Source organism: Mycolicibacter heraklionensis, assembly GCF_001021505.1.
Classification (GTDB): domain Bacteria; phylum Actinomycetota; class Actinomycetes; order Mycobacteriales; family Mycobacteriaceae; genus Mycobacterium; species Mycobacterium heraklionense.
Genome location: NZ_LDPO01000001.1, coordinates 192341 through 205178, shown reverse-complemented (window position 1 = coordinate 205178; position 12838 = coordinate 192341). Strand labels below are relative to the sequence as shown.

Below are 12838 nucleotides of genomic sequence, written 5' to 3'. Positions count from 1 at the left end.
CGTCGTGGCGGGCGTCAAAATGACCCGGGGTGATCCGCAGCTGACACCGGTCGCGGTCGGCAATGGCTCGCGGTGTTGCGCCACCGTGTTCGAACTGGTGGCCGGGCTCAGTGACGGCGAGGCCGCCGCCGCATATGTGTCTCGGGATCTTCTTGGCGGGAGCTAACTCAGGGGCACCATGGCGGGATCGGGCAGAAGTTGAGGGCCGGCGCGGGTGGGGGCCTGGGCGGTGGATTCTCTCCGTCCCAGATCAGGCTGGAAACGTTGCCCATCCCCGGCCACACGAAGTAATACGTGTGACACACATTCCAATCCCAGTTCAGTGGGTCGGTGATGTGATTGCCGGTCTTCGGCACCGGCTGCTCTCCGGGGCACCAATGATGTGGTGGGCCCCAATCACTGTCGCTTGCTCCGGGCTCGGCGTGGGCGATGCCCGCGACTAGTGCCGAAGCGGCTCCGACACTCCACAGCAGGGCCCCGGCAATGGCCCGTTTCAGCGAATAGCTGCTGTTCAATTCTTTTCCTCCCATTCGCGACTAGGGGATCCACAAAGGCGGAATAGGTCGCGCAGGAGCAATGCCCTCGATGACTTGCATACCAGGTGCGTCCGCGTAATACCAGCTTTTCCCTGGCGCCAGGTGTAACAGGGGCATAGGTCGTTGCGCGCGGGATTGGGCCTGGCCCGGGAGGCCCCCACGTGCCCCGGGGCGTGAGCAAGTAGGAATTCAATTCTCTATTCCTTTCGGCCCATTCCGATACCCGCGGTATCTGGCCCCGCGCACGCTTCTCAATGTGCGCGACGGACCCGTCGAAACGCATGAGGTGTTCACCCCATATTTGGCCCGAAGATGCGGTGATCGCCATGGCGGCGTCGGCCGCTGGATGTTCCCCCCGCGATGTCGATATCCCGACAACCGCCCAGGGCCAGCTTGCCGTTCACCGACCTCGATCATCCCTCCGGCGTGACCGTCAACACCGGCGGCGCCGTATACCTCGTCGACGCCTGCAACTTCCGGGGTCAGTGGCTCTCACAAGTCGATGGCCCGCAGGAAGTTTCGGTGTCCCGCACGGAACTCTCTTCGCTGCTGGCCTGAGCCGCTCGGCGCCGCAACCATTTTCGTCGCTGCTTCGGTTCCTCGTCGTGGGTCTGCAATTCCACACCGTGGTATACCGCCAGGTAGACGTCGATAGTGGTGACGATGATGATCATCACCACCGGGCCGATCACGATGCCCCAGAAGCCGAACATGGCGATACCGGCGAAGACGGCCAGCAGCATCAGCGCGGAATTGAGCCGGGCGTCGCGCGGCACCAGCACCGGGCGCAGGAAATTGTCGATGTTGGTCACCACGATCAGGTGGAAGAAAAACACGAAAAGCCCACCGGCGACGTTGCCGAACAACGCCATGCCGATGCCGAACGGCATGGTCACGATGCCCCCGCCCAGTGGGATGATCGACAGCGCAGTCAGCAGGATCGCGAAGATGAAGAACGCCTGGTGGAATCCGGCGATGTAGATCGAGGCGGCGCCGGCGACCCCCTGGCAGAACGCGATGACGAACTGGCCGCCGACGGTGCCGCGCACCATCGAGCCCATCTTGGCCAGGTACAGATCGGTCACCTCGGCGCCCAGCGGGTTGAGCCGGCGAATCAGGGTCTGCAGTTCCTCGCGGTGGGTCAGCAGCGCGAGGAATACGTACAAGAAGATGATCGCCGAGGTGACCGCGCCGACCACGCCGCCGACGGCGCCCTGCAACACGTGCAGCAGCAGATCGCCGCCCTTCTGCGCGACGTTGACCATCGCGCCGCGCAGCGATTCCATGGTCAGCTCGACGTGCACGAACGGCACCTTGGCCAGTGCGCCGTTGATGAATTTCAGCACTTTGTCGCCCAGGGCGTTGGGGTCGGTGGCCTGCACCCATTCGGCGACCTCGCCGACGGTGCGGGAGATCTGCACAACGGCCAGAAAAACTGTTAACCCGACCGGCACGATGACAGCGACCAGTGCCGCCAGCAGTGTCCCGGTGGCCGCCAACCCGGTGGACACCCGCCGGCCGAGCAGCCGGAACAACGGGGTGAACAGGTAGGCGCCGACCGCGGCCACCACGATCAGCACGAAGTAGATGCGCAGGAAATAGGCGCCGAACATCAGCGCGATCACGGTGAAGACCGCCAGCGCCCGTCGTTGGGTGGGAGTGAATTCTTGGTTCATGGGCGTGGGTCACTCCATTTGTCGGCGATGGCCCGCCACGGGTCGGCGAACCGCTGGCCCGTGCGGTGGTAGGGGGAGCGGGTGCGCAGCACGGCGCGGGCCAGTGGAGCGACCGCCCGCAGCAGGTAGCGCTGTGCGCCGGCTCGGGCGGCCGTCTCGGCCAGCATGTCCGGCCAGGAGTGGTGCTGGAAGCCCAGCGCCTCCTGGGCGCGGCTGGAGTCCATCCAGTCGGTGTTGAACCAGTCCTCGTCGCGGTCGGGATTGCCCGGAAGTCCGGCGGGCAGGCCGTTGACCAGCCCCAGCGCGCCGGCTATCGCCGACGCGACGTCGCCCTGGATCTGGCGGTGCGAGTCGTCGCCACCGATCAGCAGGGTTTCCCCGACGACGGGCGCGGTGGTGGCTGCGACGAACGCGGATGCGACATCGCGGACGTCGACGGTCTGTAGCCTGCCGTCGGTGGGGAGCAGCTGCTCGAAGTACAGGTTGTCGAGCTTCATGTAGGAGCCCGGGTTGACCGTCAGCACCCCGCCCAACCGCAGGATGACCCAGTCCAACGGCGAGGCGCGGACCAGTTGTTCGGCCTGCACTTTGTGGTCGCCGTAGACGTCGGCGGGATGGGTCGGGGTGTCTGCGGTCAGCACGCCTGAGACGGTGTGGGGGTTGCGTGACCCGTACACCGCGATGCTTGAGGCCAGCACGAATCGCGGCGGTTTAGCGAGGCTCGACGGAGGAGAGCCGAAGCTGGAACCGCCGTATGAACCCGGCGGTTTAGCGAGGCTCGACGGAGGTTCGGGCTGCGCGGCGAAGGCCGCCAACAGGTGCCCGGTGGCCTCGACGTTGACCCGTCGCGCCAGCTCACGGCGCATGTAGATGAACGGCGGGATCACCGCGGCCAGGTGGATGATCGCGGCGGGTCGGACAGCGCCGACCAGGGCGTCGACCGCGGCAGGATCGGTCAGATCGGCGTAGCGCACCTGCACCGACGCCGGCAGGGCGGCGACCGCCTTGCGGTGGGCCGGGGTGTTGAGGTCGGTCGCGACCACGGCACGGCCCTCGGCGGCCAACTGCCGCACCACCGCCGAACCGACCAGCCCGAATGCGCCGGTAACCAGGACCGTGTCCATGAGACCCCTCGATTGGAAAGTGTTCTCGCGATTTTGCAATACGTAGCTGGTCAGGGTGGATGAGTTTATTCTTTTCCGGTCGGATGAAATTCCGGATCGGCGGCCTAGCGATGAGCGCGACAATCATGTGCCGGACGTGCGGCAGGCACTGCTTGGGGCTGCGCGCGTCGGCGCTGGTGCGGCGGCGATGACATGACCGCCTGCGCTTCGTGTGCCACCGAGTTGCCGCTGAACGCCAAGTTCTGTTTCGAATGTGGCGCTCCGGTCGCGGCGCCACCGCCCGCCGAATACAAGCAAGTCACGGTGCTGTTCGCCGACGTGGTCCATTCGATGGACATCGCCGCTGCGGTGGGCCCGGAGCGGTTGCGCGAGATCATGACCGAGCTGTTCAACCGGTGCGCGGAGGTGGTGCGGCGGTATGGCGGGCGGGTGGAGAAGTTTATCGGAGATGCCGTGATGGCGGTGTTCGGTGCGCCGGTGGCGTTGGAGGACCACGCTTTTCGGGCATGTCTGGCGGCGTTGGAGATTCAGCGGGTGAATACCGCGACCGGCGACGGTGGGCTGCAACTACGAGTCGGCCTGAACTCGGGCGAGGTTGTTGCGGGTGAGATCGGTTCGGGGCCAGGCAGCTATACCGCGATGGGTGAGCAGGTCGGGCGGGCGCAGCGGATGGAATCGGTCGCGCCGGCAGGCGGGGTCTTGCTCAGCGATTCGACGGCGCGCTTGGTCGGGGGCTGGGTGGTACTGGCGGACCCGGAGTGGGTCCAGATCAAGGGTGCGACAGAACCGGTACGGGCGCATCGGTTGTTGGGGGTGTCGCCGGAGCATCGGCATGCCGCTCGACAGGATCCTTCGTTGGTGGGTCGCGGCTGGGAGATGGGGGCACTGACCGGCATTCTCGAGCAGGCGATCAGCGGTACTGGCTGCGTGATCGGTGTTGTGGGACCACCGGGAATAGGGAAGAGCCGCATTGCCCGCGAGATCAGCGGCGTCGCTCAAGGCCGGGGCGTGGAGGTGTTCGCCGCCTACTGCGAGTCGCACGCCGCCGATGTCCCGTTCCACGCGGTTACCGGGCTGCTTGTCACCGCGCTCGGGATCAGCGGACTCGACGACGCGGCGGCGCGTGCGCGAATCAGGGGGCGCGCGCCGGACGCCGATCCACAGGATCTGCTCCTGCTCGACGATCTACTCGGTATTCGGGGCGACAGCGTCGATCTGGCTGTGATCGATCCCGATGCGCGGCGCCGCCGACTGACGCGGCTGGTCAACAAGGTTTCCATGGAACGGCAGGAGCCGGTCGTGTACGTCATTGAGGACGTGCATTGGATCGATGAGGTCAGCGAACTGTTGCTGGCCGATTTTCTCGCGGTGATCCCGCAGACCGCATCACTGGTGGTGATCACCTACCGGCCCGAATACCACGGCGTTCTGGCCCGGACGCCGAACTCGCAGACCATCACCCTGGCACCGTTGAATGCGGCCCACTCCCTAACGTTGGCAACCGAATTGCTCGGCTCGCACCCGTCTGTGTCGACGTTGTGCGGGCGGATCGTCGAGCGGGCGGCCGGAAATCCGTTCTTCGCCGAGGAGATCGTGCGGGACCTGGCCGAGCGCGGGGTGCTCAGCGGTTCCCGCGGTGGCTATGTCTGCGCTGTCGATGATGCCGACATCGTCGTGCCGGCGACATTGCAGGCCGCCATCGCCGCCCGTATCGATCGGCTCGAACCGGTCGCCAAACAGACGCTGAATGCCGCTGCGGTGATCGGACTGCGTTTCGACGCAGAGCAATTGGCGGTTCTCCACAGCGGTGTGCAGCTGGATGGGTTGATCGCTGCCGAATTCGTGGAGCAGGTGCGGTTCACCCCGCACGCGGAGTACGCCTTCCGTCATCCGCTGGTTCGGATCGTCGCCTACGAGTCACAACTCAAGGCGCAGCGTGCCGATCTGCACCGGCGGCTGGCCACCGCGATCGAACAACGTCACTCCGATGCGGTCGACGAGAACGCGGCGCTGATCGCCGAGCATCTGGAGGCCGCCGGTGACCTGCCCGCGGCGTACGGCTGGCGCATGCGGGCCGGGGCCTGGGCACAGCATCGCGACATCAGAGCCGCGCGAGTCAGTTGGGAGCGTGCCCGCGCGATCGCCGACCGATTGCCCGCCGACCACCCGGGTCGGGAGTCCGAGCGGATCGCCCCGCGCACCATGCTCTGCGCGAGCACCAGCTGGGTCAGCGGCAGCGTCGCCGATGCCGGCTTCGCCGAGCTGCGCGAACTGTGCACCGCCGTCGACGACAAACTCTCGCTGGCCATTGGCATGGCCGGTCTGATGACGGTGCTGATCTTTCACAGCCGGTGCGTCGAGGCATCACGTGTCGCCTCGGACTGCAGCCGACAGCTGGAGTTGATCGGCGACCCGACCATGACGGTTGCGCTTGCCATCGCGCCGTGCAACATCAAGGTTCAGGCCGGCGAGGCCGCTGAAGGCCTGCGCTTGGCGCAGCGCGTCATCGACCTGGCCGACGGAGATCTGGCCAAGGGCAATCTGCTGATCGGCTCACCGCTGGCGATCGCGCTCATGTTCCGCGGTTCCTGCCGGTATGGCCTTGGGCTCACCGGCTGGAAAGAAGACCTCGATCAGGCGATGGCGATGGCCCGCCGTGTCGACGCCAGGACCTATGTCACGGTCGTGCTGGGCAAGTATGGCTTCGCCGTCTACGCCCGGGTGGTATTGCCCGACGCGGCGGCCGAGCGCGAGACCGCTCGGGCGCTGGAGATGGCCGAGCAGTCCGGTGACGACTACGCGGTGGATACCGCACGACTGGCTCGAGGTCTCGTTCTGCTCAACCAGGATGCTTCCCAACGTGAAGCCGGCTTGGCGCTGCTGACTCAGTACCGCGACGCCTATCTGCGGCACGGCTACGCACAAGGGGCCGTGCGATTTTTTGATGCCGAGCTCGCGCGGGAGAAGGCTCGCATCGGCGAGATCGATGACGCTGTCGAGCTGGCCCGCACCGCCGTCGACTACCTGTACGACACCGGCGACATGATCACCCGCGGTGAGACCACCAGAGTGTTGGTGGAAGCACTGCTACAGCGCGGCAACAGCACTGACCTCACGGAGGCGCAGGTCGCCATTGACCGATTGGCAGCGGTGCCCACCGACGAGGGCTACGCGTTGTTCGACGTCCCGCTCCTCGGGATGCGTGCGTTGCTTGCACGCGCGAACGGTGACCAGGACGGCTACCGCGGACTCGCCGACCAGTACCTCAAGCGGGCCACCGAGGTTGGCTACGAAGGGCATATCGTGTTGGCCGAGGCCATGAAGTGAGGGCAGGGATCGTGCGTGTGTCGTGGCCGTTGACCGCCCGCCCGGCGGAGATGCGGACTGTTGAGGCGGCCATCGCGGCCCCGGATGTCGCCGGAATCGTCATCCACGGCGCTTCCGGTGTGGGGAAGAGCCAGATCGCACGTGAGGCATTGTCGGCGGCCCAAGCGCGCGGAGTCGAAACGCGCTGGGCGGTAGGCACATCTGCGGCCCGCGCCATTCCGCTCGGCGCCTTCGCGGCGTGGACGCCGCCGGGTGTCACCGACACGGTTCAGTTGCTGCGGGGGGTGATCGAGTCGCTGGTCGCGGCCCCGCCCGGCGCCATGGTGGTGGTCGGCGTCGATGACGTGTACCTGCTCGACGACCTGTCGGCATTTGTTGTGCAGCAGATCGTGCAGCGGGGCTTGGCCAAGGTGATTCTCACCGTCCGCGACGGCGAACCCATTCCCGCCGCGGTGCGCGAGCTTTGGGTGTCCGGCCGGTTCGAACGACTTGACCTGCAGCCGTTGTCGATCGACGAAACCGACACACTGCTGTCGGCAGCTCTGAACGGGCCGGTGGATCCTCAAGCGGTTCAGCGTCTTTGGAAGCTGACTCACGGGAATGTGTTGTACCTGCGTCACATCGTCGAGCAGGAGTTCGCCGACGGCCGGATCGAACAACAACGCGGCTACTGGCGGTGGATCGGGGATCCGATCATGCCGCTGGGCCTGGTCGATCTCATCGAATCCCGTTTCGGCGCCTTGCCCGGGCCGATCAGCGATGTGATCGACACATTGGCGGTCGGGGAGCCGATCGATCTGACTGCCTTGACCCGGATCACCGATCCGGCGGCGGTCGAGGAAGCCGATACCCGCGGCCTGATCACGGTGGAGTCCCTCGTCGGCGGTGTACAGGTGCGGGTCGCGCATCCGCTCTACGGTGAAGTGCGGCGCACCCGCGCGCCGGCCACCCGGCTGCGGCGGTTACGAGGCCTGGTTGCCGCGGAACTCGCCGCGGCCGAGGATCGAGACGATATCCAGGTGGTGGTGCGCCGTGCCACCTTAAGTCTTGACTCCGACCTCGTGCCCGACGCCGAGTTGCTGGTCAGGGCAGCCCATGGCGCCGTCTGGCTGGCGGACTTGACTCTCGCCGAAAGACTTGCCGGAGCCGCGATCCGGGCCGGCGGGGGACCGGAGCCGACTTTCGTTCGCGCACACGCACTGTCATGGCTGGGACACGGCGGGGAGGCTGACAGTGTGCTCGCCGAGATCGCCGGCGGCGACCTGGCCGACAGCGACCGCGCCCGGTTGGCGTTTCTGCGAGCCAGCAACATGCTCTGGGCACTCGGTGAGCCGGCGCGGGCGAAGGAGATCATCGACGAGGCGTCGCGCACCGTAGCGCAGCAGGCTCGCAGTTATATCGATGCCTTCCTCACGGTGTACTGGTTTGCCGTGGACCGCCCGGATGCGGCGAGGCAGGCCGCCGAAGTACTTGACGTGGAGGAGTTGCCGGCCGTTGTCGGCGCTGAGATCGCCTGGGTGCTCTCCGCCATAGCCGCGGACGCCGGGTGCACCGCCGAGGCCCTGGCCACGGCTGAGGCCGGGTATGGCATTGTCGCCCGTTCCCTGGACGCGCCACAGATGAGTTTCAACATCGCCGATGCACACGTCGGCGCTTTGCTGTTGGCGGGACGAGTGAACGAGGCGGTCGAGGCGGCCGAGCGGGTCAGCCAACAGGCAGCCGAGCTGCCGGGAGCGGCCGGGTCACTCGGCGCCGCCGTGGCAGGCGTGGCTGCCCTGGGCGCCGGTCGCCTCGACGCCGCTTGCCGACTGCTGGAACAGGCGGCAGCAGGATTGTCCGCCAGCCATGCCATCGGTTGGGGTTACCGCTATCTCGTGCCGGCCATCACCGCGCTGGCGATGCGTGGTGCAACTGACGAGGCCGTCGCTGCTCTTGCCACGCTCGACAAGCTGCGGCGTCCGTTCCGACTGCTCGACTGTGACCGGAGCCTGGCCCGGGCGTGGGTGGTCGCCAGTCAGGGCGCAGTCAGCGAGGCGATCACGATCGTGAGGTCGGCGGCCGAGACAGCCGCGGCGAGAGGGCAATTCGCAGCGGAAGTGGTCTGTCTGCAGACCGCCGCCCAGTTCGGGGATCGTACCGGTGCGGTCCGATTGCGCGAACTCGAAGCTGTCGTCGAGGGTCCGCGGGTGGGGCTGGCCGCACGGCTCGCCGCCGCGCTGCGTGACGGCGACGCCGCGGAGATGGCTGCTGTGTCGCTGGAATTCGAGCGCATCGGGGATCTGGTTGCCGCGGTCGATGCCGCCGCCCGCGCAGCGATCGAGTACCGCCGCCAAGACCTGCGGGGAACAGCGCTGGTGTGCGCGACCCGCGCCGCCACACTGGCCGATCAGTGCGGTGGTGCCAGTACCCCGGCGCTGCGCCAGGCCGCAGAGCCGTTGCCGCTGACCGATCGCGAACAAGAGATCGTGATGTTGATCGGCGCGGGACTGTCCAACCGAGCGATCGCCGAGCGACTGAGCGTCTCCGTTCGTACCGTGGAAAGCCACATCTATCGAGCCATGTTGAAGACGGACACCAAGGGCCGTGACGAACTGGCAGCCCTGCGTCCCCGCCGCCGGAGCTGAACGGTTACTCAGTGACGCCGTCCGAAGACTGAGTGAAACTGCAGTGCTGCACTACTGACGTCGTCCTATCTCACGTCACTGACGATTCGTATCGCAGAACGAAATCGGCGGGAGATGACGATGATCGCTCCACATGAGTGCGGTCACGATTGGGCCAAGGACGGCACATTGCTGCGCGTCGACTACGAACACGGCATCGGCTGGGTTGCCACGCATTACAGCCGGAACATGGAAGTCGTCCAGCTGGTCAGGGGTTCTGCGGAGGAAGTGCACCGGGCAGCGGCCCGGTGGGCGCTGATCAAGGAGGAACAATTATGACTCATGCCTCTGGCGCCCTGCTAGGTGCCTTCCTCCTCGTCATCCCCCCGGTGGGCGGGCCCAATGTCGAGTACCGGGCGGTGGCGCTTACGGCCGCTGAGCATTCCATCGATCTGGTGAGTCCCGTCGATGCGGTGGCGAATAGTCTCGGCGCCGAGAGCGTGTCGCCGTTGGCTGCGGTCATCGAGGACCTGACCTCCGATGACGGGGCATTGAACTGGGTGCTCAGTGCCGAACCGGCCCTTGCCGATCCCCTCGGTGATTTCGGGGACTTCATCGCGAACCTCCTCACCGATATCCTTCTCGGCGGCTTTTTCGTCTTTGGCGGCCTCGTGGTCAGCGTTGGGCAGTTCTTCGAAACCGCATGGGACTGGATCGCGGGTCTCTTTGGTTTCGATCCGTATGTCTACTCAGCAGAGGCTTCGGGCACCGGGGACATCACCGCGCTGGTCGAAGATCTGAACCCGGTGCTCGATCCCGGCGCGTCCGGCATCGAGGACATCGGGGCACTTGTGGACAGTCTGATCTCCTGACCCGGGTCAGCCGGCACGTTGAAACCGGTGCAGGTGTTCCCGGATCGCAGGACTTGACATGGCCTCGAATTCCCGGGGCGGCAATGACATCTGAAAGACCAGCCCACGGCCGTCTGCCCCTTCCATCAGGGCGCCGAGTCCCGCTACGGGCAACCTCATCAACGGAGTGCAGTACGACGGCAAGGTGTCTTCGAAGTGGATGCGGTAAACGCCGAAGCCGCTCCAGTTGGTGATTATCGGATTCCACCGGGCCGGATTGAAGGCAGTGGATACGCAGCGAGCGGCCCGCCATGCGCCGGCAGCGTCCAGAAACTGCTGGTTGATGCGCATGTCGCAGTGTTCGTCGGCAAAGTGGTCCACACTGTGGCGGATGCGTTCGGCGATTGAACTGGCGGCCTCCCCACGTCGCAGGTCCAGGTTGAGCGTCGTGATGATGTTGCCGACAAGCATCGGATCGAGGCCACAACGCTTCCGTGCATTCACGGCGATCGCGAGACTACGTCGATTCACCGCGGGATCTGACTTCATGAGCGATTCGGACACATGCGCGCATACAACGTCGTTGGCAGACAAACGCATCCGGCTGCCGTAGGCGTCACGCATGCGGGCGATTTCGTCGTCGCTGAAGTAGAGATTCAGAGTCCGCTGCTTCCGGGCATCCTTTGCCAGGTACAGCGCACTGCGGGCAAGTTCGGCGAACCCGAGACAACGCACCCCGGGCTCCCGAGTGCCGTCGGCAGGCAGATGGTCATCGAGGAAGGCGGCACGATCTTCCACGATCAAGGGCTCGGCGACCGGCTTGCCGGCAGCGGCAGCTACCCATGAGTTCATCAAGTGCATCGCTGTCTGCATGTCGCCGATCGCGTGGTGCCAGGAGACGCCGATCGCCGTTGCATCGTTCGCGAGTTGCGTGACACGCACCTTGCACAACGGACCTCGTCCCCATCGAGCCGTCGGGCCGCTCACCGGGTCGACGAGCCAGCCTCCGGTGTCATCCGACGCCGAACGAATCGCCTCACGCAGCGTGCGGTCCGATGACGCAGTGCTGAACGGCACCCCCTGCCCGTGGCATCGGATCCGCATCCTGCCGCGGCTCATGCCCATCCGTCCCGCGAAGACTGGAAGATCGGTGAGCGCCTGCGCAAATGCGCCGGCGAGCGCCCTGGCATCGAGTTGCCGTTGGAAGAAGAAGACCATGTGGACCGCCAGGTTCGCGACAATCGCATCGCCGACGTTGCAGCGGATTTCGAACCGCCGTGGGTGCAGTGGCCGGACGAGGTGGGTCGACATGATGGTCTACGTTCGCCGGTGCATTGTGATGCGGGCGCCAAGTTTCGGGGTATGAGCGACTCCCCGGAAATACGACTTCTCGGCGGCGGCGTCGTCGGACTGGATCGAGAAATTCCGCAACACCGTCCGCAGCACGACATCTATTTCGGCGATCGCAAAATCAGCGCCGAGGCAGCGGCGTGCTCCACCACCGAACGCCAGCCATGCAGGTGAAACGGGCCTGGTGTAGCGGAAGCGATACGGATCGAACCGTCCCGGGTGCGGGAAGATCTCTGGATTGTCGTGCAGATCGGCGATACGCACGAGCACGGTGCGTCCCCGCGGAATCCGCCACTGGCCGAGGTCGAAGTTCGACGCCGTAACCTGGCGGCCGATCACGTCGACGACGGTGCGTACTCGCAGCACCTCCAAGATTGTGGCCCGGCGAAGCTCACCGCCCCCCTCATCGACCTCTCTGACCAGATCGGCCAGCAGATCTGGGTGACGACGCAGCCGCTCGAACGTCCAGCTCAATGCCGTTGCCGTGGTTTCGTGCCCCGCGCCGATGAAGGTCAGCAGCTCGTCGCAGAGGTCGCGTCGCGGTATCGGGGTTCCGTCGTCGTGCCTGCTGCGCAGCAACATTGCGAGGATGTCCGCCCGTTTGGCGAGATCCGGATCGGCATCGGCCTGCGCGATCTGGGTGAACATGATCCGGTCGATCGCCTTGCGGAGCTTGTCCAGCTTGGCCCACGGGCCGTGGCGTCCGGCCCAGAATGGTGGCGCCGGCACGAAGGCCATGACCTGCCCCAGCTTCATATAGGGCGGGACGATCTCACGTAGTTGGTCGAGGTCCGAGGCTTCGGCGCCATCAGCACCGAAGATGGCCCGCAATATCACGTTCAGTGTGATCCTGCTCATTGGCTCGAGAATCCGAAATTCTTTGCCCTCAGGCCAGTTTGCACATTCGCGCTGGGTTTCTTCCTCGATGACCTTCTCGTAGTTTTCCAGACTCCGGCCGTGAAGTGCCGGCGCGAGCAGCCGGCGACGAGCGTGATGCACAGCGCCTTCGAGCCCGAAGACGGATCCGGGTCCGAACCAGTTGCTGAGGTTCGGTTGCACATTGGACAACTGATCGGTGCTCGCAGTACACACCGACCTCACCAGGGCAGGTTCGGACACGACGACGGATGGGCCAAAGAAGGGGACGTTGATCTCGAAGACGTGTCCGTGCCGCGAGATCCAGTACCTCATCGCTTTGCGGCGGAAGAAGGCGAATCCAACCCCCTGCACGAGCTTGGGTAGGCGCACCGGTGGCGGGTTTCTGGATGCCGTCGTTTCTTCGCCGGGATTGGCCATAGCCAGAGCGGTCATGCGTCCCTCCAACGGTGATGTGCTGCTGCGCCCTGAAGAAATGGTCGCTGGTGTGCCGTG

The 12838-nt window shown here is 65.6% G+C and carries 10 protein-coding genes; 6 read left to right on the top strand and 4 right to left on the bottom strand.

What is annotated here, in order from left to right; translation table 11 throughout:
- Positions 1 to 4 precede the first annotated feature (4 nt).
- Both ABW16_RS26330 and ABW16_RS28075 read left to right on the top strand, forming a co-directional pair.
- The gene (locus ABW16_RS26330; RefSeq protein ID WP_157864224.1) at positions 5 to 166 is read left to right on the top strand and encodes a hypothetical protein; all 162 of its coding nucleotides are present in this window, start codon (positions 5 to 7) and stop codon (positions 164 to 166) included.
- A 730-nt stretch (positions 167 to 896) separates the two neighbouring features.
- Entirely contained in the window at positions 897 to 1094 is a 198-nt protein-coding gene (locus ABW16_RS28075) for a hypothetical protein (RefSeq protein ID WP_109519435.1), read from the top strand.
- Here ABW16_RS28075 and ABW16_RS00945 read toward each other — a convergent pair.
- Together ABW16_RS00945 and ABW16_RS00940 are read right to left on the bottom strand one after the other, a co-directional pair.
- Complete coding sequence (locus tag ABW16_RS00945; RefSeq protein ID WP_047317246.1) at positions 1019 to 2212, bottom strand: AI-2E family transporter; 1194 nt, start codon at positions 2210 to 2212, stop codon at positions 1019 to 1021. The two genes, ABW16_RS28075 and ABW16_RS00945, sit on opposite strands and share 76 nt — an antisense overlap.
- On the bottom strand, positions 2209 to 3336 hold the full coding sequence (locus tag ABW16_RS00940; RefSeq protein ID WP_047317245.1) for an NAD-dependent epimerase/dehydratase family protein: 1128 nt from the start codon (positions 3334 to 3336) through the stop codon (positions 2209 to 2211). Before ABW16_RS00940 ends, ABW16_RS00945 begins: the two co-directional genes overlap by 4 nt.
- Positions 3337 to 3528: 192 nt before the next feature.
- Between ABW16_RS00940 and ABW16_RS00935 the strand changes: the two genes are divergently transcribed.
- The 4 genes from ABW16_RS00935 (at position 3529) to ABW16_RS00920 (ending at position 10138) form a co-directional block, all read left to right on the top strand.
- Positions 3529 to 6663 carry an adenylate/guanylate cyclase domain-containing protein gene (locus tag ABW16_RS00935; RefSeq protein WP_047317244.1) on the top strand — a complete coding sequence of 1045 codons (3135 nt, stop codon included), beginning with the start codon at positions 3529 to 3531 and terminating at the stop codon, positions 6661 to 6663.
- Between the two features lie 50 nt (positions 6664 to 6713).
- Positions 6714 to 9287, top strand: a complete 2574-nt coding sequence (locus ABW16_RS00930) for a helix-turn-helix transcriptional regulator (RefSeq protein ID WP_200900600.1) — start codon at positions 6714 to 6716, stop codon at positions 9285 to 9287.
- Positions 9288 to 9407: 120 nt separating this feature from the next.
- On the top strand, positions 9408 to 9605 hold the full coding sequence (locus ABW16_RS00925; RefSeq protein ID WP_131721448.1) for a hypothetical protein: 198 nt from the start codon (positions 9408 to 9410) through the stop codon (positions 9603 to 9605).
- A complete protein-coding gene (locus tag ABW16_RS00920; protein ID WP_131721447.1) occupies positions 9602 to 10138 on the top strand; it encodes a hypothetical protein in 537 nt (178 codons plus the stop codon). The genes ABW16_RS00925 and ABW16_RS00920 overlap by 4 nt, the downstream gene beginning before the upstream one ends.
- 6 nt (positions 10139 to 10144) lie before the next feature.
- Here ABW16_RS00920 and ABW16_RS00915 read toward each other — a convergent pair whose 3' ends face one another.
- Positions 10145 to 11428: an acyltransferase gene (locus tag ABW16_RS00915; RefSeq protein ID WP_047317240.1), complete on the bottom strand. Its 1284-nt coding sequence runs from the start codon at positions 11426 to 11428 to the stop codon at positions 10145 to 10147.
- A gap of 6 nt (positions 11429 to 11434) precedes the next feature.
- On the bottom strand, positions 11435 to 12778 hold the full coding sequence (locus ABW16_RS00910) for a cytochrome P450 (RefSeq protein ID WP_047317239.1): 1344 nt from the start codon (positions 12776 to 12778) through the stop codon (positions 11435 to 11437).
- Positions 12779 to 12838 lie beyond the last annotated feature (60 nt).

Coding starts and splice junctions, on each gene's coding strand:
- ABW16_RS00930 (WP_200900600.1), top strand. CDS start 6,714: ATGCGGACTGTTGAGGCGGCCATCGCGGCCCCGGATGTCGCCGGAATC.
- ABW16_RS00920 (WP_131721447.1), top strand. CDS start 9,602: ATGACTCATGCCTCTGGCGCCCTGCTAGGTGCCTTCCTCCTCGTCATC.
- ABW16_RS00915 (WP_047317240.1), bottom strand. CDS start 11,428: ATGTCGACCCACCTCGTCCGGCCACTGCACCCACGGCGGTTCGAAATC.
- ABW16_RS00935 (WP_047317244.1), top strand. CDS start 3,529: ATGACCGCCTGCGCTTCGTGTGCCACCGAGTTGCCGCTGAACGCCAAG.
- ABW16_RS00910 (WP_047317239.1), bottom strand. CDS start 12,778: ATGACCGCTCTGGCTATGGCCAATCCCGGCGAAGAAACGACGGCATCC.
- ABW16_RS00940 (WP_047317245.1), bottom strand. CDS start 3,336: ATGGACACGGTCCTGGTTACCGGCGCATTCGGGCTGGTCGGTTCGGCG.
- ABW16_RS28075 (WP_109519435.1), top strand. CDS start 897: ATGTCGATATCCCGACAACCGCCCAGGGCCAGCTTGCCGTTCACCGAC.
- ABW16_RS00945 (WP_047317246.1), bottom strand. CDS start 2,212: ATGAACCAAGAATTCACTCCCACCCAACGACGGGCGCTGGCGGTCTTC.
- ABW16_RS00925 (WP_131721448.1), top strand. CDS start 9,408: ATGATCGCTCCACATGAGTGCGGTCACGATTGGGCCAAGGACGGCACA.